Genomic DNA, 26,194 nt, shown 5'->3' on the forward strand with positions numbered 1-26,194 from the left:
GCAACCTCTCTTATTGTCACTCTTTTTAGAGTGAATAAGGCGCTTGAATACAGAGCGTCAGATATTCAAGACGAACCACATGCACGGTTATTAAATGGTTGGATGTCCAGCTCTCATTGCTAGATATAACGACATAACACACGATGCTTAAACGAACGACATAACGTATTACTGATTGGGCAATTGGCATTTAGGGGTATAAATTACTCTGTTTCAAAGGGCTGTCATTCACTGTCTTTAATATACGACGCATATGTCACGACATTACCTAATGACCAAGAGGGTCAAAGGGTTACTTGCTTTTAGAGCATGATGTTGATTGAGCCTCGCACCATTTACTAATTCAACTATCCGAATATCCACTATCAGCCCGTTCTGCTTACGGGTACCAGCTTATGCTCCGCATTGGAGATGTAAGTTGCCCGTCTACTTAAAAGGACAAGCTATGTCAATGATTTCCTCGCAAACACACCTGGCCACGCCAGATGATTTTTCTGATAATTGCGGTTTTGGTCTAATTGCTCATATTAAGGGTGAAGCCAGCCATAATTTGGTAAAAACCGCCATTCATAGTTTAAGTTGCATGACACATCGTGGTGGTGTGGCGGCAGATGGTAGAACTGGTGATGGTTGCGGTCTACTATTAGCGACGCCTACCGACTTCTTTAAACAGATCGCTGATGAGCAGCAATTCGCAATCACAGACAACTTTGCTGTTGGTATGGTGTTCGTCAATTTGGATGATGATAAAGCCAAGCATAGCCAGCAAGTATTGAGCGATGAGATTACCGCTCAAGGATTAGAAGTCGCTGGCTGGCGTGATGTGCCACTTGATTTGAGTATTGTGGGTGAGATCGGCCGTGAGACATTACCAGGTTTTAAGCAGGTATTTGTCAATGCGCCAGATGACTTGGCTGCTGAAGATTTCAACCGTAAGCTATTTGTTGCACGCAAAAAAGCAGAGCAGCGCCTGACAGATGACGAGCTGTTTTATGTATGTTCATTAAGCTGCCAGACCATTATTTATAAAGGTTTGGTCATGCCATCAGACCTGCCAGCATTTTTCTTGGATCTTCAAGACGAGCGCTTGGCGTCACATATCGTGGTTTTCCATCAGCGTTTCTCCACCAATACTTTGCCGCGTTGGCCTTTGGCACAGCCGTTCCGTTATCTGGCTCATAATGGTGAATTGAATACCATTACAGGTAATCGCAACTGGTCTAAAGCACGCACGCCAAAGCTTAAATCAGACAAACTGCCGAACTTGAATGAATTGACGCCGCTTGTAAACAGTACAGGTTCTGATTCATCAAGCCTAGATAACATGCTTGAAGTGCTAATGTCTGGTGGTATGAATTTGTTCCATGCGATGTCGATTTTGGTGCCACCAGCGTGGCAGAACGTCGATAGCATGGATATGGATTTGCGAGCGTTTTATGAGTTTTATTCGCAGCATATGGAAGCGTGGGATGGTCCTGCAGGGCTTGTGATCCAAGATGGACGCTATGCCGTCTGTATGCTCGATAGAAACGGTCTGCGTCCGTCACGTTGGGTGACCACCAAGAACGGTTATATCACGGTTGCATCAGAGGTTGGTGTTTGGGACTACTCACCACAAGATGTGTTGGCAAAAGGTCGTGTCGGCCCAGGTCAAATGCTGGTTATTGATACGTTGACAGGTCAAGTGATGGATACGACTGCTGTTGCAACGTTGCTAAAAAATGCGCATCCGTATCGAAAGTGGCTGCGTGAAGAAGCGACACGTGTCCGTGATGATGAGCGCTTAGAAGAAACCTTAGCAGCGCAAGCGTGCCGTGGCGACAAGCTAAAAGCTTTACAAAAGATGTATCACATCACCAATGAAGAGCGTACAGAGATCATCCGTCCTAATGCTGAAAACGGCCAAGAGCCAGTAGGTTCGATGGGTGATGACACGCCAATGGCAGTACTATCGCAGCAAATCCGCCATGTCGGTGATTTTTTCCGTCAGCAATTTGCACAGGTGACCAACCCGCCAATTGATCCATTACGTGAATCAATCGTGATGTCACTACAAACTTGCCTAGGTGCTGAGACTAATGTGTTTGCGCCATCAGCAAGAGATGCTCACCGTATTATTTTGTCATCACCAGTCTTGTCAGCCAGCAAGATGCAGCAGCTTGAAACCTTGGATGATCCAGCATTCAAGATGGCTCGTATCGATCTGAACTATGACCGTACTTTAGAGTTATCTGATGCTATCGTTGCTATTTGCGAAGAAGTGGCAGATAAAATCCGTTCGGGCAATACCTTGATCGTACTGTCTGATAAAGAGATCGATGCAGAAAAAGTACCTGCCAATGCCATCATGGTCACAGGAGCCGTACATCATTATCTGATTGCAGAAGGTATCCGTACCGATGCTAACTTGGTGATTGAGACAGGTCTTGCACGCGATTCGCATCAAGTCGCGGTATTGATCGGGTTTGGTGCAACTTGTGTGTATCCATATCTGGCATATGATGTCATCGATGACTTGGTGGCGACTGGTGAGTTGCTTGGTGATCCGATTCAAGCTCGCGTTAATTTCCGCAAAGGCTTGGATAAAGGTTTGCTAAAAATCTTATCAAAAATGGGTATCTCTACCATTGTGTCGTATCGCGGTGCGCAGCTGTTTGAAGCAGTTGGTCTGTCTGAAGAGGTCGTGAGCCTATGTTTTAAAGGCGTACAAAGCCGTATCAAAGGCGCTACCTTTGCAGATCTTGCCGCTGACCAAGCGCAACTGGCTGCCAACGCATTTAAGCGTCGTGCGCCACTAGATCAGGGCGGTTTGCTCAAATTTGTCTTCAATAAAGAGTACCATGCCTTTAACCCTGACGTGATCAACAGCCTGCATACGGCAGTACGTACGGGCGATTATGAGAATTATCAGAATTATGCCAATCTAGTCAATAGCCGCCCAGTGGCGACCTTACGTGACTTGTTGCAATTAAAGACTGACAACAGTATCGATGTCGATGATGTTGAGGATATCTCTGAGATTTTGACGCGTTTTGACTCAGCAGGCATGTCACTAGGTGCGCTGTCTCCTGAGGCGCATGAGTCAATTGCGATGGCGATGAATACTATCGGTGGACGTTCAAACTCTGGTGAGGGCGGTGAAGATCCTGCGCGTTATGGCACGTTGCGTAACTCAAAGATCAAGCAAGTGGCCTCTGGTCGTTTCGGCGTGACACCTGCATATCTGCGCTCAGCAGAAGTCATGCAGATTAAGGTCGCTCAAGGCGCAAAACCGGGCGAGGGTGGTCAGCTACCTGGTGGTAAAGTGAATGCGCTGATTGCGCGCTTGCGTTATTCGGTGCCAGGCGTGACCTTGATTTCACCGCCGCCGCATCACGATATTTACTCTATCGAAGATTTGGCGCAGCTGATTTTTGATTTGAAGCAAGTCAATCCAGATGCATTGGTATCGGTTAAATTGGTGTCGCGTCCGGGTGTTGGTACGATCGCGACAGGCGTTGCAAAAGCCTATGCCGATTTGATTACGATCTCAGGTTATGATGGTGGTACAGCAGCATCTCCGCTATCGTCTATCCATCATGCAGGCTCGCCATGGGAGCTAGGTCTGGCTGAAACCCATCAGTCTCTACGAGTGAATGGATTACGTGATAAGGTACGTGTTCAGACCGATGGTGGTTTAAAAACAGGATTGGATGTCGTCAAGGCTGCCATTCTTGGTGCAGAGAGCTTTGGCTTTGGTACTACGCCGATGATTGCGGTTGGTTGTAAGTACCTTCGTATCTGTCATTTAAATAATTGTCCAACAGGGGTTGCTACCCAAAAAGCCAAGCTACGCGATGAGCATTTCATTGGTGAAGCAGAAATGCTGATTAATTTCTTTAAATTTGTGGCGACTGAAACACGTGAATGGTTAGCAGCGCTAGGAGTTCGTAGTATGGAAGAGCTGGTCGGTCGTACTGACTTGCTAGATATCTTAGAAGGTAATACGGACAAGCAGCGTCATCTTGATTTAACGCCATTGCTATTTAGTCACCCAGCCAGTGTGGGCAAAGCCCAAACGTGTCAGGTGGAGCGTAACGAGCCGTTTGATAAAGGCTTGCTCGCTGAGCAGATGATTCGCGATATGCTCGTTAATATTCGCCAAGGCTCAGGCGGCGATTATAGCTATTTCGTTGGCAACTGTGACCGCTCTATTGGTGCTCGTATCTCTGGTGAGATTGCACAAGTATGGGGCAACCTTGGCATGAGCGATATGCCGATCAAGCTTCGCCTGACAGGTACTGCAGGGCAAAGTTTAGGCGTGTGGAATGCTGGCGGCTTAAATATCGAGCTTGAAGGCGATGCCAATGACTATGTGGGTAAAGGCATGGCTGGCGGTGAGATTGTCATTTATCCACCTAAAGACTCAAACTTTACGGCACAAGAAACCGCCATCATCGGTAATACTTGTCTATATGGTGCAACGGGCGGTAAGTTATATGCTGCTGGGACCGCAGGTGAGCGTTTTGGCGTCCGTAACTCTGGTGCGCATGCAGTCATTGAGGGTACAGGTGACCATTGCTGTGAATATATGACGGGCGGTATCGTCACGATTCTTGGCCGTACTGGGCTCAACTTCGGCGCTGGTATGACGGGTGGTTTTGCTTATGTACTCGACATGGAAGGTGACTTCTTTGATCGTTGCAATCATGAACTGATCGATCTCAACCGTATCTCAAGCGAGCAAACAGAAGAGCATCGCATTCACTTACAACAAGTGATTGAAGCTCATGTAGATAAAACAGGCAGTGCGTGGGGTCAGACGATATTGGACGACTTTGAGCACTATGTTCGTAAATTCTATTTGGTGAAGCCAAAAGCGGCGAACATTGCAAGTCTTCTTAAAACTACCATGGCCGACCCACAATAGCCGATTTGTCATTGTCGGTCGTGTCAATCGATTTTCTTAAGAGATCGTATTGAGAAATCGACAATGACTTTAATTAGGGTAGCCAGCGTTCCGTTTTTAGAGACGTTTTAACTCACAGGTTTTCAGCAGGTACGTGACAGCAGTGATATATGTCTTTGATTTTAGACAAACAACACATCGCATGACTGTCGCCACCACTGCAAAAGAGCCTTATATAAAAGAGATAGCACCATGGCAACACGCTTAGAAAATAACTTCCAGTTTTTAGATGTACCGAGATTTGATCCAACCAAAAAAGACATTGCAACGCGCTCAACAGAGTTTGTTGAGATTTATAAACCTTTTGAAAACGAAGCTGTTGCTCAGCAAGCGCATCGTTGTCTTGAGTGTGGTAACCCGTACTGCGAGTGGAAATGCCCAGTACACAACTATATTCCTAACTGGCTAAAGTTGGCGACAGAAGGACAGATATTCCAAGCGGCTGAACTATGCCACCGCACCAATACCTTGCCTGAAGTATGCGGACGAGTTTGCCCGCAAGACCGTTTGTGTGAAGGCGCTTGTACATTGAACGATGGCTTTGGGGCAGTGACCATTGGTAATGTCGAGAAATATATCAACGATACCGCGTTTGCACTTGGCTGGCGCCCAGATATGTCTGAAGTTGTTTGGACAGACAAAAAAGTTGCTATCATTGGCGCAGGACCAGCAGGTCTTGGTTGCGCAGATATCTTGGTCAGAAATGGTGTCAAGCCTGTCGTCTTTGACAAACGTCCTGAAATTGGTGGCTTATTAACTTTTGGTATTCCTGAGTTCAAAATGGAAAAAGACGTCATGCGTAACCGCCGTGTCATCTTTGAAGACATGGGTATGGAATTTCGCTTAGAGACAGAGATCGGTACAGACGTCACCATTGATGAGCTATTGGCTGAGTATGACGCGGTCTTTATGGGTATGGGTACATACACCTATATGCGTGGCGGCTTCGCTGGTGAAGAGTTGACAGGCGTCTACGATGCGCTAGATTACCTGATTGCCAACGTCAACCGTTGTAATGACTGGGAAAAAGATGCCGAAGAGTACATCGACCTTAAAGGCAAAAGAGTTGTCGTACTAGGAGGTGGTGACACAGCGATGGACTGTAACCGTACCAGTATTCGTCAAGGTGCTGAAAAAGTCGTCTGTGCTTATCGCCGTGATGAAGAAAATATGCCTGGCTCACGCCGCGAAGTAGTCAATGCTCGTGAGGAAGGGGTTGAGTTTTTATTCAACCGCCAGCCTACTGAAATCATTGGCTTAAACGGTAAGGTCAATGGGGTAAAAGTAGTCACGACGCACTTGGGTGCGCCAGATAACCGCGGACGTCAGCGTCCTGAGCCGATTCCTAATTCTGAAGAGATTATCCCATGTGATGCCGTGATTATGGCATTTGGCTTTAGACCAAGTCCTGCTGATTGGTTCGAGTCGCAGCAAGTGGCAATGGACAGCTCTGGTCGAGTGTTGGCTGCAGAAAAACAAACCTTTAAATTCCAAACGCAGAATCCCAAAATTTTTGCAGGTGGTGATATGGTACGTGGCTCTGATTTGGTCGTGACGGCTATTTGGGAAGGCCGCGAAGCAGCAGAAGGTATACTAGACTTTTTAGAAGTATAATTACCTCGATTTAGATTCCACGATTTATTAGTGGTTTGTGATGTAAACGTCTTTTGTCTTTTATCAGACAAAAGGCGTTTTTTTTGAGTGATGCTTGGTAAATCGAGGCTCGACTGCTAGCATGTTTTTGCGTACCCTATATGCTTTATCGTTTACCTTATTTATCCACTAAAACTCGTTTATTCACTAAAAAGAGTAGCCTTGCGTGAAATCAACCCTTTACCAGCTTATTACTGCTCCATTTACTGAGCCTTATGTTCGCTATCAACATGCCGACGTCTTGCACGCCATTCGCTTAGGAACGGCTGTCATACTGGCGCTACTGGCCAATAAACTCACCAACCTGCCGCATGGTGAGTGGACCACCATTACGGTTTTTATTATCTTGGGATTATTGCAGTATCAAGGCGCTATCTATACCAAAGCCAAAGAGCGTGTCTTGGGTACTCTATTAGGCATAGGTACGGCCCTTGGGGTGCTGTGGTTCATTCAAAATGCAGGTGCATGGCTATGGATCGATTATGCACTTATCGGTATATTAAGCGGCATCATTGGCTATTTAGCCGTCAGAAAGCTCGGATATACAGGGCTGCTAACGGGTATCACTATGTTGATGATTGTCTCTGACTTGGGTCACAACAGCATCGGTCAAGATGGCATCTACCGCGCGCTAAATATCTTACTGGGTACAGGTGTTTCGGTAGCAGTGACGCTGATTTTACCGCTCAAATCAACGTTGATGTGGCGGTTTTTATTGAGTAGTAATCTTGACGCTTGTAGCAGTCTCTATGCTGGCGTGGGTCATCATATTGATGCAGCGGATGGGGTAATGGACAATGCTACTCAAAAATCAAACCCAATCGCCTTTCCTATTAAAGAAGTACCCGTTGATAGGAAGTTGGTAACAGCGCTACAGCAGATCAACAAACGCCTGCTGGCTGTGCGTCCACATATCGCTGCGACAGCAAGTGAGTCAGGAATCGAAAAAGAGACGCTAGAGACCATTCAGCGTACCCATCGTAATATTATCGGAACGATTGATTTATTATTAAGTGCTGCTCCGCGTTTGGCGAATATCGAAATTGATGAAGAAAACCATGTGTTACTGATGCATTATCAGCACGAATTGACGCAAGCCATGCAGCATATGGCGGCGGTACTCCGAAGTCCAAGCGATGAAGTGTTTCGCCCGATTACTCGTATTGCTGTGTCAGAATATCCAAGTGTGCAGCACTTAGCATTTGAGTGGCAGGGGTATTTTTGGTTAACACAGACGTTGCAAACCCAGTTGCAGCAATTGAGTGATCTGTTACAAACCTCTAAGCCACACTGGTTTGCTGCATCTGGGCTGGGTTATCAGCGCCGTGAGCAGCGCCGGATGAAAGAGCAGGGCGGCGAGACAGATTTGCATTTATAACGCACAAAAAAACGCTGACCATTTAGGATCAGCGTTTTTTCTTAAAGATTTACTTTATTTTAAAGGTATTAAACCATGGCTATTAGCGCCCCGTTTTTAGCTTATCCCAGTATTGTTGATACACTTGTAGTGCTTCATCGCCCACATCTTCTTGGAATTCCGCTTTGGCTAACACGTCTTTAGATGGGTAAATCGTTGGATTGTTGCGAACGCTTTCATCCATCAGCTCTCGTGCTGCCTGGTTTGGTGAGGCATAACCAATTTCTTCACTCACGATTTTGGCGTTTTCAGGACGCAATAAGTAATCAATAAATTTATGTGCTGCATCAACCTGTTTGGCATTTTTTGGAATGACAAAGTTGTCCATCCACAAGATAGCGCCTTCAGTTGGGTATTTATAAGCCAGGCTCGTTAGACCTTCGTCATTCGCCATGACTGCTTCGCCATTCCACGTCATGCCAAGAGACGTCTCACCTTCGATGTACGGCATACGTGTCGCATCAGAGTTAAACGTTTTGACGTTTGGCATTAACGTTGTAAGCTTGTCGTAAGCCGCTTTGATTTCATCAGGATTGCTACTGTTGCCCGAGTAGCCTAGCGTCAGTAACGCCATACCGAACACTTCACGCACATCGTTGGTAAGCATCACCTGACCTTTGTACTTAGGATCCCATAGGTCGTTCCAGCTATTCACAGTTGCAGGATCGACACTATCGCCATTGATCGCAAGACCGGTGCTACCCCACATGTACGGTATAGAGTATTTATTGTCAGGATCGACTTTGGTGTTGGTAAATGACGTATCGAGGTTTTTAAAGTTACTTAATTTAGACTTATCTAACTCTTGCAGTAACCCTTCTTTGGCCATTTTTTCGACATAATAAGTCGATGGAATGGCCAAATCATACTGGCTAGAATCATCAAGCAATTTGAGTTTGGCGTACATGGCTTCGTTGGAATCAAACGTTGTGTAATTGACCGTGATACCAGTTTCTTCCTCAAAACCATCCAAAATCTCTTGTGGCATGTACTCTGACCAGTTATACAGATTAAGCGTCTCATTGCTCGCAGCAGCGCTAGCATCTGCCGCATTGTCAGAATTGCTACAGCTGGATAATGCCAAGCCAACAGTGGCTGCTAGTAATGCTTTTGGCAGCATACGTCCAAAGCGTGCCGGGCTGCTTGAATGGAACGATGATAAATGGGTCAAAATACCTCTCCTAAATAAAGACAATTCAAATCAAAGATGCGGATAAAAATGATAAGGCAATTAATGCCTAATGTCGCTAATAACACTATTATGGTTATCACTTTGCACAATTTAAAGGGCTATTACTAAGACAATATGTCGTAATGCGCATACATAGCGCTCATGAGACAAATCAAATTTGTCATAACAGCTGATTTGAACACAGATGATAATCAGTCGAATTTCTAAAAAACTGCTCACAAGGTGCTGGGCAATGAGGTGATATAACCATGCTACTATAAACGTAGGCTCAAGCGCAAAATCGCAAAAAGCACTTGGCTCTCAATGAACCATACCACAATAATAAAGGATACCGCGTGATGACTCAAAGTACCTCTACTAACAGACCTGTCGCTATACCAGCATTACTTACGGACAAAGTCGCCATCGTCACTGGCGCCAGTCGTGGACTTGGTGCACAAATTGCTCAGCAAATGGCAACAGCTGGCGCAATCGTTTGTGTCAATTACCTCAACAGTAAAGAGGCGGCTGAGACGGTAGTGGCTGATATCATGGCAGCAGGCGGGCAGGCGTTCGTATATCAGGCGGATGTCACCAAGCTTGAGCAGGTAAAGGCCATGGCGGCTGAAGTTATTAGCCGTCATGGTCGTATCGATATTGTGGTCAATAATGCATTGCCACACTATCAATTTGACCCTAGTGCTGACAATACTAGCATCGAGACCGTGCAGTGGGCGCATTTTTCTCAGCAAATCGACGGTATCGTCAAAGGCGCGGTCAACACTGTACAAGCGGTATTGCCACAGATGAAAGCGCAGCAGATGGGTAAAATCATTAATATCTCAACCAACCTTGTCTACAATCCTGTCGTGACTTATTATGACTATACGACCGCCAAATCGGCGCTGCTGGGGCTCACGCGCAATCTAGCTAGCGAGCTTGGTCCGCACGGCATTCGCGTAAACCTATTAGCAGGCGGCCTGTTAAAGACTACCGATGCTAGCAGCCTCACGACTGAGGAAGTCTTTGACTATATCGCTACCACCACGCCGCTGCGTCAAGCCACCTCAGTTGCCGACTTTGCTAACTCTGTACTACTCATGGCGTCTGATTTGAGCGTGGCTATCACCGGTCAGTCCATCGCGGTTGATGGTGGTTTGACGATGCCTTAGCAAAAAGCTAACGGGTACTTGATATAGGCTCAAGCAAGGTTTTTATTTGGTGGACGCGGCAGTGTAGAACTGCTCAAGCACGGCTTGGATACCATACTCTTCAATCGTACCAGTGACAAAATCAGCTCGTTCTATCAGAGCGGGCTGAGCATCCCCCATCGCAACCGCAAACCCCACCAAATCAAACATTTCTAAATCATTCATACCATCGCCAAACGCCATACACTCGCTGACATCGACCGCATAGTATTCGCAGACATCTTTGATGCCGCGCGCTTTTGAAGCATCTACTGGCAAAATATCTGCACCGATTTGATGCCAATGTACCAGCTTTAAATCATACTGCGCAAAATCGATGTCCTGCATTTTATCGAATTGATTATTAAAAAATACTGAGCATTGATAGACGATATTTGACTTGTAATACTCAGGGTCAAGAATAGAGTTGGGTGTGACAGCGTTGAATTCACGCAAACGGTCGTTTTCATCTGACCATGCGATATGAGTAGCAGAGTCAAACTTATGAATCAAGTCGCTCTGCTGGCAAAGACGCACGATTTTATCTGTTTGCTCATCTGACAATGGATAGTGGCTGATTCGGCCCTTTTTATCAAAGCTATACTGTCCATTCATACAAATAATGGCATCCAATATATCTGCATCAAGCAATGCTAAGATATCCTCAGGCAATATGGCCTTGGAGCGCCCAGTTGAAATCACCAGCTTGATATCAGTGTCTGCCAGTTGCTCAAGGGTTGCTTTATTATGTTCGGCAATGACGCCGCTGCGACTCAAGGTATCATCGATATCGAAAAAGATGATTTTAGGTGTAGAAACTTTGGTATTCATACTTTCTTGAGCAATTTTATCTTCGATAAACATGATGATCCTCTACATTTTAAGCGCTGCTACTAAAGGTAATAGTAGCTGATTACTAATGCCTGAGCGACTTTATTATTCGTCTTATCCTACAGGCTCATTAGCCAAAAATGAGGATGGTTTTGACTAGGTTGTGTAACGCATGGGTCTTACGCTATTCACTTTGATGATTCATAAAATTGCTAACGTATTACCGAAGATACCGTTGATATTCTATGTTTAGACTATATATAGACTACACTTAAATTAAATATTTTTTAGTTCATCTAATGAATTTTATCTAATAAATTACTATGTCGTTTTCTGAGCTAAGTTCTTTAAAGAGGGTTTATTGATAACGACTCAAGCACTTATAGAGAAAATTGAATAAGCAAAATAATTTATAGGGACAAGATTATGACTGCTTCTACCCCAAAATCAAATCATGATGCCATAGCAGATAACACGCTCGATGCGTCTATGCCACGTCACCCTGAGAGCCGATTACAATCAGAATGGCTATTTTTGTATGACAAACTGCCACCAGATCAATGGTTCAGTAACGACTATGTTTATAAGACATCTTTTTGGCTAAGTATTCACGCTGACATACGTAAACGCCAACACGTTCTTATCCAAATCAGTGATGCCTATCATGCTGGTGATATTGAATGGTTAGAATACCGCTCACAAATCTCACCACGGATTAATCAATATATTTTTAAATTACATCAGCACCATAATATTGAAGATACAGGCTACTTTCCGCAGTTCATGCGCATGTACCCTCAACTAAAAGCAGGGTTTGAGATATTAGATCGTGATCATGTGCATTTAGATACACTACTTAATGAGCTGCAAGTGCTAAATAGCAGGCTAGCATCAAGCAATACTGAAGATAAAGCGCTGGTTGAGCAATTGCATCAGCGCTTAATGGATGCAAGTGAGTTACTGTCGCAACACCTCACTGATGAAGAAGATTTGGTGATTCCTATTTTGGGGCTGAATTAGTGTTATAGCGAAAAATAGTTCAGCTTCATTTTTTATCAGACAAGACTACCGCACTGAATGTATCAAAATCTGTATAGTCGAACCACTATTAAAGTGTTACAGCGTTAGACTCGTTTAGCCTACTACTGTAGTACTTGCACTCGTCTGCCTTGTACCACTTTTAGTATTGATTGACTATAGTACTACGATGTAGCGATAGGAGTATGAGTACGCTATCTTATTGAAACTGCAACGTTGCCTCTCTAGAAAATAGTAATAACGGGTAAAAACCTACTAAAAAATACAAAATGTTGTTGATTGTACTTTAGAGTAAAGGATATCTTAATTTAAAGTGGCTTTTGATCATTGGAATCTTTTATGCATAAAGTTATTGATTACATCTCAGAATCTGGTACTGAAGTTTTGGAGGAGGGAGATAAAGACGGTGTAGATATTCTGGTTAGCCTCACATATATCGGTAAAAATCGTGAGAAAGATAATGGCATAAAGCTGACTCGTACCTTTGAGACGGCACGAAAAAATACCGAAAAAAGCAATATCACTTCAGCGCTTGTCATTAAGGATCATTATTTTATTCAAAACATTGAAAACTCGAGATTTTCGATCAATGAAAGCTTGGTTATTGCTATTTTGGGATTAAAAAATAGTAATTATAGTCAGATATAGATTAGGCTTTTGAGCTATTAGAATAATACAATCACACAGTTTTCACCAACATTTGTAGTAAAATTCGCGGCAGTAAATACTGGTGTCCTATCTCATCAAAAAGGTCATGTCACAATTTAAAAAATAATAATAGATGGTAAAAATTCGGTCAAAACGTAACAATTTCATTGATTATATTTTATAATAAAGTGTATCTTAATTTAGATAAGTATTTTGCAAATAGGGTTTCTTATGCATACAACGACAAGCCATGCTTCAGAGAACAAAAAAAGAAATGGCGAGCACATTCTTATCAACATGACATATATCGCCAGAAATGTCGATCTAGACTCAGGCATCGAGTTGACTCGTGCACTTGAGTATTGGAGAAGGTATTTCGAAGAAAACGGCATCGTTTCAGCTTTAGTTATCAGTGAAGGCTATTTTGTCCAAAGCTTTCAGGGAACAAGACCTGCTATCAGTATAGTCGAACCACTATTAAAGTGTTACAGCGTTAGACTCGTTTAGCCTACTACTGTAGTACTTGCACTCGTCTGCCTTGTACCACTTTTAATATTGATTGACTATACTGCCTTGCACAAGATATTCGACGAGCATCCAACTATTTTTCCTAACATTATCAACATAGAAGAAATAGAATCACGCCAATGGGATGGTTTTTTAATCAAACATTTAACGTCAAGTAATGAAGATGAATTGTATGCTTTGAAAAACTTCTCGACAGGTGCTGACTATAACCCTTACCTTATGAGAAGTAGTCAGATTGAGAACTTTTTACATGAGATTTTTGCAGATCAAAAAAAATTATAACGACATAATGACTGAAAAGGTTTGTGAAGAAAGAGTTGATGAGTTGTTCTCGCTACAGAACTCTCAGAGAAAGATATTATAGATGCTGTTTTTAGATTTTTTTGAGTGGAATTAGAATAAAAATACAAGATGGGTCTTCGAGAATTAATAACTTAAGGTTATTAATTAGTAACTATATAACAAAAAAATAAGGGGCTATTGATTAGGGTAATTCTTAAATAGTATCTTAAGTTAAATGGATTTTTAATTAGATACCTTATGCGTAGATTTATTGAATTCTAATTTAGAAGAGAGAAGGGAATGATTTCAGACGAGAGAAATAAAAACGGTGCTCACATTCTCACCAGTCTAACGTATATTGGCAAAAACCGCGAAAAAGATAATGGCGTGAAAATGGCCCGTACTTTTGAGATAGCAAGACGAAACAACGAGAAAAGCGGTATAACCTCAGCACTGGCCATCAACGACAACTATATTATTCAAAATATTGAAGGTTCAAGACTTGATGTCAACGAGCTGATAACGAGGATTATCACGGAACGTCCACATCTTTTTATCCATGTTGTAGATATTAAAGAGGTAGAGACACGTAAATGGGATGGATTTTTGATCAGATACTTAGCATCAACTCCTGAATATGAAGCACATACCCTCAGACATTTTTCGGCAGGTACTGACTTTAATCCCTACCTAATGCCGAAAGATCGAATCACAAGTTTTATGGATGCGCTGTTCACAGATGAACTGCTTAACGATATGTAAATGGAGCGTATCTGTTCGCTACAACTGTGTTTTTTCACTCTACTTTTAATCGTTTCTAGTTTTGGTGGCTCTTAGTTTTAATATTCAAATATGGCCAGACATTTTTCTGCTGTAGTACAAATTTTTGTTCTTGGTAATACAAACCTTTATTAGTACAAAAAAGCTGCCCATACATTGTGTATGGGCGGCTTTTTGATGCGTGATAGCTGGGTTTTAATCTAGCTTGATCAAACTTGAGAGACCAAAACTACCCAACCTCAACACTCGTTACATTCTGAAAGCCTCGTGGTAACTGTCCGCCGCGATTACCGCGAGTGCCCGTATAGTTAGCCAAGTCATTTGGCTTGAGTGTCACGTGGCGTTTGCCAGCAGTAATGACGAGGCTGTTTTGTAAACTAAGTGGCGTAATAGCCAGCACTTCTTCATCATCTTTCAGCTTAATCAGTTTGTTTCCTTTACCGCGAGCCTGTTCGGGCAAATCATCGAGGGCAAATATTAGTAGATATCCGGCATTGGTTACCACTGCGACATGGTCAGGCGTTATCTCTAACTTGGTGGTCTCGTCGTCAGTGTTATCCGCCGTTTTTACTGGCGCGTCGATACGAGCGACAGACAGCAGGCGACTATCGGCAGCGAGGTTAATGACATTCTTGCCTGCCTTTTGATTGCTGTCTAAATTAACAAGGGTGTTGATAAAGCCATAACCTTGCGAGCTGGCAAGAATGATGCGTTGATCGTCAGCACCAGTCAATAGCTGCTCAAAGCTGGCACCTGCTGGTGGTTTTAACACACTGGTCAGGGGATCGCCTTGACCACGCGCAGAGGCAAGGTTGTGCGTATCAATACTATAGCTACGTCCTGTACTATCGAGGACGTAAATTTTCTCATTGGACTTGCCGCGCACGTGCGCTTGATAACTGTCCCCTGAGCGATAACTCATACCAGCGGCATCAACATCATGGCCTTTGGCCGCGCGAATCCAGCCCGCTTTCGATAGGATAGCGGTGACCGGCTCGCTCGGTACGAGTTCTGACTCTTTTAATGCTTGTGCTTCTTCGCGTTCTGCTAATGGCGACACACGCTCATTGCCGTGTTCTTTCATATCGGCGGTGAGCTCTTCAATCATCAGATTGGTGAGACTGTCTGGATTGTCCAAGTACTCTTGGATGGTGGCGCGTTCGGCAGCGAGTTCATCTTGCTCGCGGCGTAGCTCAATTTCCTCTAACTTTGCCAACTGACGCAAACGAATATCCAAGATAGCATTGGCCTGAATATCAGTCAGGTTATAGTCCTGCATCAATGTTGCTTTTGGATCGTCTTCTTCACGAATGATACGTATGACTTCATCGATATTGAGATACGCAATTAGCAAACCTGCAAGGACGTGCAAGCGCTTATCGATTTTATCAAGACGATATTGCAGACGGCGTGTGACGACTGAGCGGCGACAAATGAGCCATTCTTCTAAGATTTCTTTTAGATTTTTGACCTGTGGCTTACCATTGAGGCCAATCATGTTCATATTGACGCGGTAGTTGCTCTCAAGATCGGTGCTAGCAAACAGATGGCTCATAACGCGATCGACATCGACGCGCGTTGAGCGCAATTCTAATACGATACGACAAGCGTTCTCATGATCTGATTCATCATGAATATCGGTAATCCAAGGCAGTTTTTTATCCGTCATGAGCTTGGCGATTTGCTCTTGGATTTTGTTGCCTGAGACTTGGTAGGGCAGCGCGTCAATAATGACTAAATTCTTCTCTTTGGGGTCGATATGAAAAGTCGCGCGCATTTTGTAACTTCCACGCCCTGTTTCATACATCGCCTGCAAGTCTTTTTTGCTAGTGATGATTTCAGCTGGCGTTGGCAAATCTGGTGCTGGTATTGACTGGGTAAGCTGCTTAACAGACAGCTCAGGATTTTTTAATAAACGAATAGCAGCACGTACCACTTCGTTAAGGTTATGCGGCGGAATGTCAGTTGCCATGCCAACCGCGATTCCTGTAGTGCCGTTTAATAAAATATTGGGCAGGCGAGCGGGTAGAGTGGTTGGCTCTTGTATCGTGCCGTCAAAGTTATCTTGCCAATCGACCGTGCCTTGTCCCAACTCTGCAAGTAGGGTGTTGGCATAAGCAGACATTTTGGCTTCGGTATAACGCATGGCCGCAAAGGACTTAGGATCATCAGGGCTACCCCAGTTACCTTGACCCGTGATAAGCGGATAGCGATAGCTGAACGGCTGTGCCATTAATACCATGGCTTCATAACACGCGCTGTCACCATGTGGATGGTATTTACCGAGCACATCACCGACCGTACGTGCAGATTTTTTTGCCTTAGCAGAGGATTTTAGCCCAAGCTCGCTCATGGCGTAGACAATACGGCGCTGAACAGGTTTTAGGCCGTCAGCGATATTTGGTAGCGCCCGATCCATGATGACGTACATGGCATAATTGAGGTAGGCCTGCTCAGTGAACTCTGCCACTGAGCGAGTATCCATCGGCTCATTAGGAATGATTGGGGCAACAGTAGGATCAATAACATCAGACATAAAATAGACTTCGCTTATGAGTTTTTAATTAGTATGGTTTATATAGTCAGGCATAGTATGAATGTGAACTGCACCGTATGCTCATTTAGGTTGGGCGCGATACTTATGCAAAAATAAGATAGTGCTATCGTAAAGGATATTGATCCAATTAAAAAGACATGTATCAGAATATACGACAGCTCATGACGTGCTTATACTGGCTTTTATAGACTTTACTTACCATGTCCCCGTACGTGGCTTTTATAGATAAAGTTAAGTATAGTAAAACTAACATTTGTTTTTAATAAATATCTTAGAGTGACAGTGCCGAATTAGTGACAGAACCAGCGCAGCTAAACCGAGCAGCGACAAAGAGAAGAGGGAGCTTACTGTAACTTTACGCCGCTCACTGGGCCAGCTGATGCCCTCGAGAGCACAGGCGAAGGCAGTTTTATTATGTAAATATTGTGTCTAAAATAAAAGAGATACTGTGGGTAAAATTCAGTGACATGACCAGTTTTTGTTGGTATAAATAATTGATATTAATGAAAATATCAGCCGTCAAGCCAGTTTGAGAACTCGTATAACAATCTTTTGTATTGAGTAGTCTATATAAAGTGTGTATGTTAATGAACAAAGGGCTATTTACCACTACATTGTTTGCTCATCACCTTACGACTATATCGCAGCCTCGCTTGTCATCATGATGGTGAGACTGCGCTCTGGTTTTTCGTCTGTTTATCACACTGTGATTTGCATGAGCTGACGGTAATGTATTATTACTAGGAGAGAAAAGATTATGGAAGATCAAGGTAACCTGATTCGTCGCAACGACAAAGTATGGCTCAAAACATACGAAAAACTTGGCATTCAGTATGATATTGATATGCCGCCAGCCAACACCTCATTGATTGATATCATTGAGCAAAACTTTATCAATCATGCAGGCAAAACGGCGTTTGTCTGTATGGATGTTAAGCTGTCTTACGAAGAGTTGGATCTCTATAGTAAACAAGTTGCCGCTTACCTTCAGTCATTAGGACTACAAAAAGGCGATAAAGTGGCAGTAATGATGCCTAATATTTTGCAGCTACCAGTTGCGGTGCTAGGGGTGCTACGTGCTGGTATGACATTGGTCAACGTCAACCCACTTTATACCAGCAAAGAGCTGTCACATCAGTTAACAGATTCAGATACCAAAGTTTTGATTTTGCTTGAGAACTTTGCCAAAACTTATGAAGATATCGGCCAAGACCTCGTCGATCATGTCGTAGTTGCCTCAATGGGTGATATGATGAGTCCGCTCAAGGGCTTTATTGTCAATGCCGTGGTACGTCACGTCAAAAAAATGGTGCCTGCTTATCATATCAAAGGCAGCGTCAAGTTCAAAAAAGCAATGAACCTTTTTTCTGCTAAAAGCTATAAACGTCCTAACAATATCAGCCTCGATGATGTCGCTGTACTTCAATATACGGGCGGTACGACGGGGGTGGCGAAAGGTGCCATGCTGACGCACGGTAACCTGATAGCGAACCTGATCCAGTGCAACATGCTATTGGGCGATGAGTTCGATGAGTTTGAAAGAAAAAATGAGCAACCCGTTATCATGACGGCACTGCCGCTATATCATATTTTCTCATTTACTGTTTGTGGTATGTTTGGCCTATACCGTGGTTGCATCGGGCTGCTAGTACCAAACCCACGTGATCTACCAAGTTTGATCAAAGCATATAAAGACTATCCACCCGCATTTTTCCCAGCAGTGAATACGTTGTTCACCGCCTTAGCCAATAACGCAGAGTTTAAGTCTTTGGATCATAGTAAGCTGGTCTCTTCAATGGGCGGTGGTATGGCAGTACTTGGCTCAACGGCTGAGCAATGGCAGCAAGTGACGGGCAACGTCATCTCGCAAGGCTACGGCTTATCTGAGACAGCACCTGTGGCCACTGCCACCCCCATGGGTAGCACCGTTTTTGATGGTACGATTGGTCTACCAGTACCTGGCACCGATGTTGCGATCTTGGATGAAGAAGGCAATGAAGTGGCCTTGGGTGAGCGTGGTGAGATTAGTATTCGTGGTCCGCAGGTAATGAAAGGCTACTGGAAGCGTGATGACGCGACTGCTGAGGTTATGACGTCTGACGGTTATTTCCGCACAGGCGATATCGGTATCATGGATGAAAACGGCTACTTTAGAATTGTCGATCGCAAAAAAGACATGATTTTGGTCTCAGGCTTCAACGTGTATCCAAATGAAGTAGAAGACGCCATGTCCACCCATCCAAAAATTTTGGAATGCGGGGTTATTGGCATTGATGATGAGAAGAGTGGTGAAGTGCCCAAAATTTATGTGGTACGTAGTGACGCCAGTCTGACCGCAGAGGAAGTCATTGAGTATGGCAAAGAAAACTTAACTGGCTACAAACGTCCTCGCCATGTTGAGTTTATTGACGAGCTACCAAAATCGAACGTCGGTAAAATCTTACGTAAAGACTTACGAGCACTCGAAGAGAAAAACCACGGTTAATCTACGAAGGCTTATGTTTAGATGGGGTTTTATCACTGGCGATTTATAAGTACCTCTATGATTGATTGGTACTTGTAATATGCTGAGTAACCAGATTTAGTTATTGTTATAACCAAAATGATAAGGTTGTCTCGTGCTGCCTTATCATTTTTTGTCTTTGTGCCTGTTGTGAATAGTGGGGCATAAGGAGTATAGATAGAGAATTTTTAGTAAAAATGCTATAGTGCCAGCCAAGAGATTTTTGCATTTATTTATAATAGAGTGATGATTTTACTCAATATGACTTGCAAAGCGATTACTATAAAAATGATATAGCTACGCTGACCTGTGAGCTCATTTAATACGATTTCACCATGCTGCATCAAACATTACACCATCAAAAAAACAGAGTTTTTATATAAAGTATTCTATGTTTTTAACAGTAATATTTAAGGAAAATTATGACGGACAATATCAATAAAGAGACAACAGATAATAACGCTGGCACCAGTGATAAAGGCAATGCATCTGAGTATATTTATCAAGACAATGCATTCCCTACTATGCCGACTATCGCCAGTGACAGTCCATGGTTGAGCGCTTATGAGCGTTATAGCATTGATGCTACGATTGAGATGCCAGAGGACAGTACCTCTTTACTTGATGTGTTTGAGCGTAATTTTAACCGTTATGGCCAAAAAACGGCCTATATCTGCATGGGCGCCTCGATTAGTTTTAAGCAATTGGACCTATATAGCCGCCAGATTGCCAGTTATTTGCAATCGCTAGGGTTGGTTAAAGGCGATAAGGTTGGGGTTATGATGCCCAACCTCTTGCAGTATCCGATCATCGCGTTAGGTGTCATTCGCGCTGGTATGATACTCGTCAATGTAAACCCTTTATATACCAGTCGCGAATTGTCCCATCAGCTCCATGACAGTGGTGCCAAAGCCTTATTCATCGTTGAGAATTTTGCGAAAACCTATCAAGATGCCGAAGATAAAGGGCAGATTGAGCATGTTGTCGTCTGTAAGATTGGGGATATGCTGGGTACGGTCAAAGGGGTCGTGGTCAACCTCGTCGCTCGTCATATCAAAAAAATGATTCCTCCTTATCGAATCCCAAATAGCGTGAGCTTTAAGGAAGCATTGGGCGCAGTCTCTGCCAGTCATTATGAGCGTCCTGAGTTGAACTTGAGTGATGTGGCATTACTACAATATACAGGCGGGACGACAGGCGTGGCGAAAGGGGCAATGCTATCTCATGGCAACTTAGTCGCCAATATGCTACAGGTTAGTGCACTGATGAATAGTGCATTCGAAGATGATATAGACAGCAGAGATGTCATCTTGACAGCACTGCCGTTGTATCATGTGTTCTCATTTATGGTATGCGGTATGTGTAGCATGTACCAGGGTTATACAGGCTTGCTTATTCCTAACCCGCGCGATCTCGATGGGCTTATCAAAGAGATGGGTAAATACAAACCTTCTTTTATCCCAGCTGTGAATACGCTATTTAATGGCTTAGTGCACAAAGACAGCTTTGCAGACCTAGATTTCTCTAATCTAAAAGCCTCTATCGGCGGTGGTATGTCCGTATTGCCGAGCGTTGCCAAAGAGTGGCATAAAATCACAGGTCTACCTATCGTTGAAGGCTATGGATTATCTGAGACGTCACCAGTCGTTGCTTTTAACCCAATGACCATCGCAGAGTTTACTGGCAAGATTGGTATTCCTGCACCTAGCACCGATGTCGTGCTCATCGATGAAGAAGAAAACGTCGTCGCGCTGGGTGATCGCGGTGAGATATGCGTCAAAGGTCCACAGGTGATGATTGGTTATCAAAACCGTCCAAAAGAAACAACCGAGTCCTTTACCGCTAGTGGTTACCTAAAAACCGGTGACATTGGCATTATGGACGAAAAAGGCTTTATCAAAATTGTTGATCGCAAAAAAGACATGATCTTGGTATCTGGTTTTAACGTGTATCCAAATGAAATCGAAGAAGCCATGAGTGAGCATCCAGCTGTGGTAGAGTGCGGTGCCATTGGCGTTCCTAATGATGAGCGCGGTGAAGAGCCAAAACTATTTGTGGTCAAAAAAGGCGATGTCACCGAAAAAGAGCTGCTTGAGTACGGCAAAAAACAACTGACTGGCTACAAGCGTCCGCGTCACATACAGTTCGTTGACGAATTACCAAAGTCGAACGTTGGCAAAATCCTACGTAAAGAATTGCGTAAGATGGAAGGCTTAGAATAGCCTCTATCGTCCATTATTGCCTAACTGACGGCGCAATGGCGGGCGTGAATCTTGCCATTGCGCCGCTGTCACGTTAGGATATCTTAAGATTTTAGTCTACCAGATACCTGTCGGTCTGCTTATTAGCCACTGATAGCGTACTTTTATGACACTGCTTTTATAATATTGTACTAGGAATTTTTATGCGTATTGACAATCGTGAACTTGACCAACTTCGTTCTATCAGCTTTGAGCGCCACTATACTAAGCATGCTGAAGGGTCAGTATTGGTCAGTTTTGGCGATACCAAAGTGCTATGTACGGCCAGTGTCGAATCTGGTGTACCGCGCTGGCTCAAAGGTAAAGGTAAAGGTTGGATAACCGCCGAATACGGTATGCTGCCACGCGCAACCAATACTCGCAATCAACGCGAAGCGGCTCGCGGCAAGCAGTCAGGCCGTACGCAGGAAATCCAGCGTCTGATCGGTCGTAGCTTGCGCGCCATGATTGATTTAAGTAAGCTTGGTGAAAACACCATCTATCTTGATTGTGATGTATTGCAAGCGGATGGCGGTACTCGTACGGCCAGTATCACTGGTGCGGCAGTTGCACTGATCGATGCGTTAGAAACTATCCAAAAGAGCAAAAAACTCAAAGCTGATCCGCTGATTGGATTGGTTGCTGCGGTTTCTGTTGGTATGAAAGGTGGTGAAGCTTATCTGGATCTGAACTACGAAGAAGACTCTAGCTGTGATACCGACCTAAACGTTGTTATGACTCAAAAAGGTGAGTTTATTGAGCTTCAAGGTACGGCTGAAGAAAAGCCGTTCACTCGCGCTCAAGCAGACGCTATGCTGTCATTGGCTGAAACAGGCATTGCTGAATTGATTAAAATGCAGCAGACTGCACTTGGTTGGTAGTCTGGTATTTAGATAAAACTTGCTGTCTTTATTTTTAGTTTTGATAACTGCCTGTTGGTTTCTGATAGGCAGTTTTTTCATAAAAAACACTTTTTACATTTCGCAATAGGTAACAATGCATGCTCAAGCTGACTGATGATGGCGCCAAAATCACCTTACAGGGTCAGCCGAATAATGCTGACAACGGTATGTTTTGGTTTGGATCTGCATTACTGATAGGGGCGGTGGCAGTCGCTATGGCAATGAGCTTATTGTCTGAGCGATTGGCTATCGGTGCGCTGGCACTGCTTATCGTCGGTAGTTTTATTTTTAACAAAAAACGTCAGCAGCATAAAAAAGCCATGAGTGGCATGATTAGTAGCGGTACATTATGGGTGCGAGCGGATGAGTTGGTACATGACAATCTAGGCAAACGTGAACACATTCATTTGACTGACGACGATAAAGTTGTGCTTATCGGTGATGGGCTGCAGATTGTCGATAGCAGTGAGGCACGCAAGTATCATATTACTGGTTTTGAGAGTGCCCAAGAGGCGAAAGTGACTAAAGCCATATTAGAAGGGCAAGCACTGACAAAACGCCACGTAAATATTAAAATGAGTAGTGATTAGTATTTTTACGCCTCAGTCGCTTGATTCATCAAAAGTCACTCCAGTCTCTATCCTATCTAACACCACCGTGCTTTGTCTTCTTTGACCCTTCTGAACGCTCTTCTTTGTTATGACCATGCGTCATGATTTTTATACCGTCTATCGCATATCTAAGGTGAATAATTCTTGCAGATGCCTGTCTAAATGGTTTATAAGTAAGATTACAAAATTCAATCTTCACTATTATCCATACTGTCATTGATACTTTTTTGATCAGGAGTTAGTCATGTCGCGTTTGCCTATGTCGTCAGTTGCAGCGTCGTGCAGTTTGTTATTATTCACTTGTAGCATACAAGCCCATGCAGATAGTATGAGCGCCCTTATCGCTCAAAAGTCCATCCAGTCTGACTCTAGTGCGCGCTATATGTCTTCTTATCCAGCAGTTCCCTCCGTCAAAGTCAGTACACACTCTACCATTCAACGCGCGCGCTCACCATCATATAGCAATGATAGCATGAGCAGTTATGGCAATCAGTCAACGATGAACAGCACCTATCATTACCCTGAAATTCAGCGTCAGTCACCCACCGTGTTGCCAGCATTTTTATCAGGGAGTTATGACAATGTCGATAGCGAGTATTTACCGCTATTGAGTAGTGCGGAGACGCAAAGCAGTATGGCTGCCCGCGAAGTGGTCAGCACGGCACGTAAAATGGCACTGAATGAGCGGACGATTATCAAAGGCGGCTGCTGGGATTATTTGAATGCGGTGTTTAATCGAGCGGGAGTTTCGCGTAATACCATTCATAAAGGCACGTATGCGCAAGGCCCTTATGCCAATAGTAGCGACATTGAGACAGGTGACTGGCTTTACTATATTAATCATGGCTACAATGGCATTGAGCACAGTGGACTGTTCGTCGGTTGGGTCGATGAGCGTGCTAAGCAAGCATTGATATTAAGCTATGCTGGTGAAAACCGCCGTGAGCCGGCGCGTTATCGTGTTTATGATTTGAGCAATGTCTATCAAATCATGCGCCCTAGTGTTTGATCTATAATATTTGGTAGACAGTCCAAAAAACAAATAAAAAAGCGTCCGTCACTTATGGAAGTGGCGGACGCTTTTTATTGGTAGGTCATCAGTTACAAGCATTTCGACTGGATTTTAGAATGGTTTAACGACCACTAAAATGACGATAATCACCAAGGCAAAAACAGGTACCTCATTAAACCAGCGCCAAAACTTATGGGATTTATAATGAGGGTTATCAATCAGTTTTTTGCGATAAAAACCGCAAGCGCCATGATAACCTGATAGCAGTACGACCAATAATAGCTTGACGTGTAGCCAGCCTTGGGTTTTATAAACATCCCAGCCCAGTCCTAACATCCATAGACCGAAGATCCATGTCGCTATCATCGATGGCGTCATAATACCGCGATACAGCTTGCGCTCCATAATGGCAAAGCGCTCTTGGCTGATGCTATCGTCACTCATCGCATGATAGACAAACAGACGCGGCAAATAAAATATCGCCGCAAACCAGCAGACCACCGAGATGATGTGTGCAGCTTTAATCCAGTTAAAATAATCTGCCATTACTTAATCTCTTATTATCAGCCGTGTAATATCAGGCTTGTTTTCATACATTGTTGTTAGCCGCACACAGCCAAACTAATCGGCCAATACCATCTGCGATTGATGACCGCTCATCGCATCCATCACAGGCAATACTTTGGGCGCTCTTGGTGCGGCAAACTGCTTGGTGAGGCCAAGCTCACGCATGAGTCTGTCGTCGCCTGATTGACTGGCATTACCCGTCGTCAATAACTTGTCGCCATAAAAGAAGGAGTTAGCACCCGCCATAAATGCCAAGGCTTGCTCTGAATCTGATAAGCTTTCACGGCCAGCAGACAAACGCACATAACTAGTCGGGCAGCAAATACGTGCCACGGCAATGGTACGAATCCACTCTAGCACTGATAACTGGCCTTCTGCCAATACTTTATCGCCAATCGGTGTGCCTTTAATCGGGACTAGCAGGTTAACAGGAATCGACTCAGGGGCTTTCGGCATTTTTAGGAGCTCATGCACCCAATCAATACGGTCATCCCGGCTCTCACCCATACCAACAATGTTACCACTACAAACATTGATACCAGAGTTGCGTACGTTTTCGATGGTATCTAAGCGCTCATCATAGCTACGCGTGCTGACGACTTGCTCGTAATAGCTGCGCGAGGTATCTAGGTTATGATTGTAATAATCCAGTCCTGCATCCGCGAGTTGCGCCGCTTGATTGGTATCGAGCATACCTAACGTCATGCAAGTCTCAAGTCCTAACGCTTTCACTTCTTTGATGAGCTCGACCACATAAGGCATGTCTTTGGCGCTTGGGTGTTTCCATGCAGCACCCATACAGAAGCGAGATGAACCGGTTGCCTTGGCGCGTTTGGCCGCGGCGATGACTTTATCCACTTCTATGCGTTTTTCTGCCTGCAGTTTCGTCGTATCGCGATGATGACCTGATTGTGAGCAATAGCCACAATCCTCAGGACAGTTACCCGTCTTAATAGACAGTAGCGTACTGATTTGTATTTCGTTAGCGACAAAGTGCTCTCTATGAATGGTCTGGGCTTTTAACAACAAGTCCATCAAAGGCAAATCAAACAACTGAGCGATGTCGTCACGACTGTATGTGTGAGCGGCTTTGTGAGTATCAGGTTGGCTGAGTAGGTCAGTTGTGCTATCGGCGTTTGGTTCAGAGATGCTAAGCAGTCCTGCCATAAGGTAAATCCTTTTATAAAATTAAATGGTATCAGGTAGTATCAATGTATGTGTCTATTGTCATTTATAAGGTAATAAAAAAGGTTGCCGTATAGTATACCGCAACCTTTTTAGAAAATCAGAACACTGCTAGAGAGCATGTATAATTG

Annotated in this window: 17 protein-coding genes; 12 read left to right on the forward strand and 5 right to left on the reverse strand. The window is 44.0% G+C overall.

All coding sequences use genetic code 11. From position 1 onward, the window contains the following. Positions 1-445: 445 nt before the first annotated feature. The 3 genes from gltB to HL061_RS10315 all read left to right on the forward strand — a co-directional run bounded on the left by gltB (position 446) and on the right by HL061_RS10315 (position 7,979). The gene (gene gltB / locus HL061_RS10305) at positions 446-4,909 is read left to right on the forward strand and encodes a glutamate synthase large subunit (RefSeq protein ID WP_252962799.1); all 4,464 of its coding nucleotides are present in this window, start codon (positions 446-448) and stop codon (positions 4,907-4,909) included. Between the two features lie 231 nt (positions 4,910-5,140). Next, entirely contained in the window at positions 5,141-6,562 is a 1,422-nt protein-coding gene (locus HL061_RS10310; RefSeq protein ID WP_252962800.1) for a glutamate synthase subunit beta, read from the forward strand. Positions 6,563-6,767: 205 nt separating this feature from the next. Continuing rightward, the gene (locus HL061_RS10315; RefSeq protein ID WP_252962801.1) at positions 6,768-7,979 is read left to right on the forward strand and encodes an FUSC family protein; all 1,212 of its coding nucleotides are present in this window, start codon (positions 6,768-6,770) and stop codon (positions 7,977-7,979) included. Between the two features lie 82 nt (positions 7,980-8,061). On the opposite strand, the gene HL061_RS10320 is transcribed toward HL061_RS10315, so the two are convergent. Continuing rightward, positions 8,062-9,189, reverse strand: coding sequence for a spermidine/putrescine ABC transporter substrate-binding protein (locus HL061_RS10320; RefSeq protein ID WP_071002937.1), 1,128 nt, complete (start codon positions 9,187-9,189; stop codon positions 8,062-8,064). A 359-nt stretch (positions 9,190-9,548) separates the two neighbouring features. On the opposite strand from HL061_RS10320, the gene HL061_RS10325 reads away from it, so the two are divergent. Beyond that, on the forward strand, positions 9,549-10,361 hold the full coding sequence (locus HL061_RS10325; protein ID WP_071002938.1) for a 3-oxoacyl-ACP reductase: 813 nt from the start codon (positions 9,549-9,551) through the stop codon (positions 10,359-10,361). 42 nt (positions 10,362-10,403) lie between these two features. Here HL061_RS10325 and HL061_RS10330 read toward each other — a convergent pair whose 3' ends face one another. Then, positions 10,404-11,243, reverse strand: coding sequence for a Cof-type HAD-IIB family hydrolase (locus tag HL061_RS10330; RefSeq protein ID WP_083328928.1), 840 nt, complete (start codon positions 11,241-11,243; stop codon positions 10,404-10,406). A 393-nt stretch (positions 11,244-11,636) separates the two neighbouring features. Between HL061_RS10330 and HL061_RS10335 the strand changes: the two genes are divergently transcribed. The 3 genes from HL061_RS10335 to HL061_RS10345 all read left to right on the forward strand — a co-directional run bounded on the left by HL061_RS10335 (position 11,637) and on the right by HL061_RS10345 (position 14,468). After that, a complete protein-coding gene (locus HL061_RS10335) occupies positions 11,637-12,230 on the forward strand; it encodes a hemerythrin domain-containing protein (RefSeq protein WP_083328929.1) in 594 nt (197 codons plus the stop codon). Positions 12,231-12,587: 357 nt separating this feature from the next. Continuing rightward, positions 12,588-12,896 (forward strand): BLUF domain-containing protein, encoded by a 309-nt coding sequence (locus tag HL061_RS10340; protein WP_252962802.1) that lies wholly within the window; start codon positions 12,588-12,590, stop codon positions 12,894-12,896. A 1,110-nt stretch (positions 12,897-14,006) separates the two neighbouring features. Next, entirely contained in the window at positions 14,007-14,468 is a 462-nt protein-coding gene (locus HL061_RS10345) for a BLUF domain-containing protein (protein WP_252962803.1), read from the forward strand. Positions 14,469-14,715: 247 nt separating this feature from the next. On the opposite strand, the gene parC is transcribed toward HL061_RS10345, so the two are convergent. Continuing rightward, on the reverse strand, positions 14,716-17,022 hold the full coding sequence (gene parC, locus HL061_RS10350) for a DNA topoisomerase IV subunit A (RefSeq protein WP_252962804.1): 2,307 nt from the start codon (positions 17,020-17,022) through the stop codon (positions 14,716-14,718). Positions 17,023-17,800: 778 nt separating this feature from the next. Between parC and HL061_RS10355 the strand changes: the two genes are divergently transcribed. The 5 genes from HL061_RS10355 to HL061_RS10375 all read left to right on the forward strand — a co-directional run bounded on the left by HL061_RS10355 (position 17,801) and on the right by HL061_RS10375 (position 24,308). Continuing rightward, entirely contained in the window at positions 17,801-19,528 is a 1,728-nt protein-coding gene (locus HL061_RS10355; RefSeq protein ID WP_071002943.1) for an AMP-binding protein, read from the forward strand. 440 nt (positions 19,529-19,968) lie between these two features. Next, complete coding sequence (locus HL061_RS10360) at positions 19,969-21,768, forward strand: AMP-binding protein (protein ID WP_252962805.1); 1,800 nt, start codon at positions 19,969-19,971, stop codon at positions 21,766-21,768. A gap of 182 nt (positions 21,769-21,950) precedes the next feature. After that, the gene (rph, locus tag HL061_RS10365) at positions 21,951-22,667 is read left to right on the forward strand and encodes a ribonuclease PH (RefSeq protein WP_093069240.1); all 717 of its coding nucleotides are present in this window, start codon (positions 21,951-21,953) and stop codon (positions 22,665-22,667) included. 119 nt (positions 22,668-22,786) lie between these two features. Continuing rightward, the gene (locus HL061_RS10370) at positions 22,787-23,278 is read left to right on the forward strand and encodes a hypothetical protein (RefSeq protein ID WP_093069242.1); all 492 of its coding nucleotides are present in this window, start codon (positions 22,787-22,789) and stop codon (positions 23,276-23,278) included. A gap of 265 nt (positions 23,279-23,543) precedes the next feature. After that, the gene (locus tag HL061_RS10375) at positions 23,544-24,308 is read left to right on the forward strand and encodes a hypothetical protein (RefSeq protein WP_240365464.1); all 765 of its coding nucleotides are present in this window, start codon (positions 23,544-23,546) and stop codon (positions 24,306-24,308) included. A 114-nt stretch (positions 24,309-24,422) separates the two neighbouring features. Here HL061_RS10375 and hemJ read toward each other — a convergent pair whose 3' ends face one another. Together hemJ and bioB are read right to left on the reverse strand one after the other, a co-directional pair. Continuing rightward, the gene (hemJ, locus tag HL061_RS10380; protein ID WP_186473602.1) at positions 24,423-24,857 is read right to left on the reverse strand and encodes a protoporphyrinogen oxidase HemJ; all 435 of its coding nucleotides are present in this window, start codon (positions 24,855-24,857) and stop codon (positions 24,423-24,425) included. A 75-nt stretch (positions 24,858-24,932) separates the two neighbouring features. Continuing rightward, on the reverse strand, positions 24,933-26,045 hold the full coding sequence (bioB, locus tag HL061_RS10385; RefSeq protein WP_075106707.1) for a biotin synthase BioB: 1,113 nt from the start codon (positions 26,043-26,045) through the stop codon (positions 24,933-24,935). Positions 26,046-26,194 lie beyond the last annotated feature (149 nt).

It is taken from the genome of Psychrobacter sp. PSP, assembly GCF_024085615.1.
In the GTDB taxonomy this organism is placed as follows: Bacteria; Pseudomonadota; Gammaproteobacteria; order Pseudomonadales; family Moraxellaceae; genus Psychrobacter; species Psychrobacter pacificensis.

Bases quoted from the DNA above. Each gene is read 5' to 3' on its own strand.
- gltB (WP_252962799.1), top strand. From the start codon at position 446: ATGTCAATGATTTCCTCGCAAACACACCTGGCCACGCCAGATGATTTT.
- HL061_RS10310 (WP_252962800.1), top strand. From the start codon at position 5,141: ATGGCAACACGCTTAGAAAATAACTTCCAGTTTTTAGATGTACCGAGA.
- HL061_RS10325 (WP_071002938.1), top strand. From the start codon at position 9,549: ATGACTCAAAGTACCTCTACTAACAGACCTGTCGCTATACCAGCATTA.
- HL061_RS10330 (WP_083328928.1), bottom strand. From the start codon at position 11,243: ATGTTTATCGAAGATAAAATTGCTCAAGAAAGTATGAATACCAAAGTT.
- HL061_RS10335 (WP_083328929.1), top strand. From the start codon at position 11,637: ATGACTGCTTCTACCCCAAAATCAAATCATGATGCCATAGCAGATAAC.
- HL061_RS10340 (WP_252962802.1), top strand. From the start codon at position 12,588: ATGCATAAAGTTATTGATTACATCTCAGAATCTGGTACTGAAGTTTTG.
- HL061_RS10345 (WP_252962803.1), top strand. From the start codon at position 14,007: ATGATTTCAGACGAGAGAAATAAAAACGGTGCTCACATTCTCACCAGT.
- parC (WP_252962804.1), bottom strand. From the start codon at position 17,022: ATGTCTGATGTTATTGATCCTACTGTTGCCCCAATCATTCCTAATGAG.
- HL061_RS10355 (WP_071002943.1), top strand. From the start codon at position 17,801: ATGGAAGATCAAGGTAACCTGATTCGTCGCAACGACAAAGTATGGCTC.
- HL061_RS10360 (WP_252962805.1), top strand. From the start codon at position 19,969: ATGACGGACAATATCAATAAAGAGACAACAGATAATAACGCTGGCACC.
- rph (WP_093069240.1), top strand. From the start codon at position 21,951: ATGCGTATTGACAATCGTGAACTTGACCAACTTCGTTCTATCAGCTTT.
- HL061_RS10370 (WP_093069242.1), top strand. From the start codon at position 22,787: ATGCTCAAGCTGACTGATGATGGCGCCAAAATCACCTTACAGGGTCAG.
- HL061_RS10375 (WP_240365464.1), top strand. From the start codon at position 23,544: ATGTCGCGTTTGCCTATGTCGTCAGTTGCAGCGTCGTGCAGTTTGTTA.
- hemJ (WP_186473602.1), bottom strand. From the start codon at position 24,857: ATGGCAGATTATTTTAACTGGATTAAAGCTGCACACATCATCTCGGTG.
- bioB (WP_075106707.1), bottom strand. From the start codon at position 26,045: ATGGCAGGACTGCTTAGCATCTCTGAACCAAACGCCGATAGCACAACT.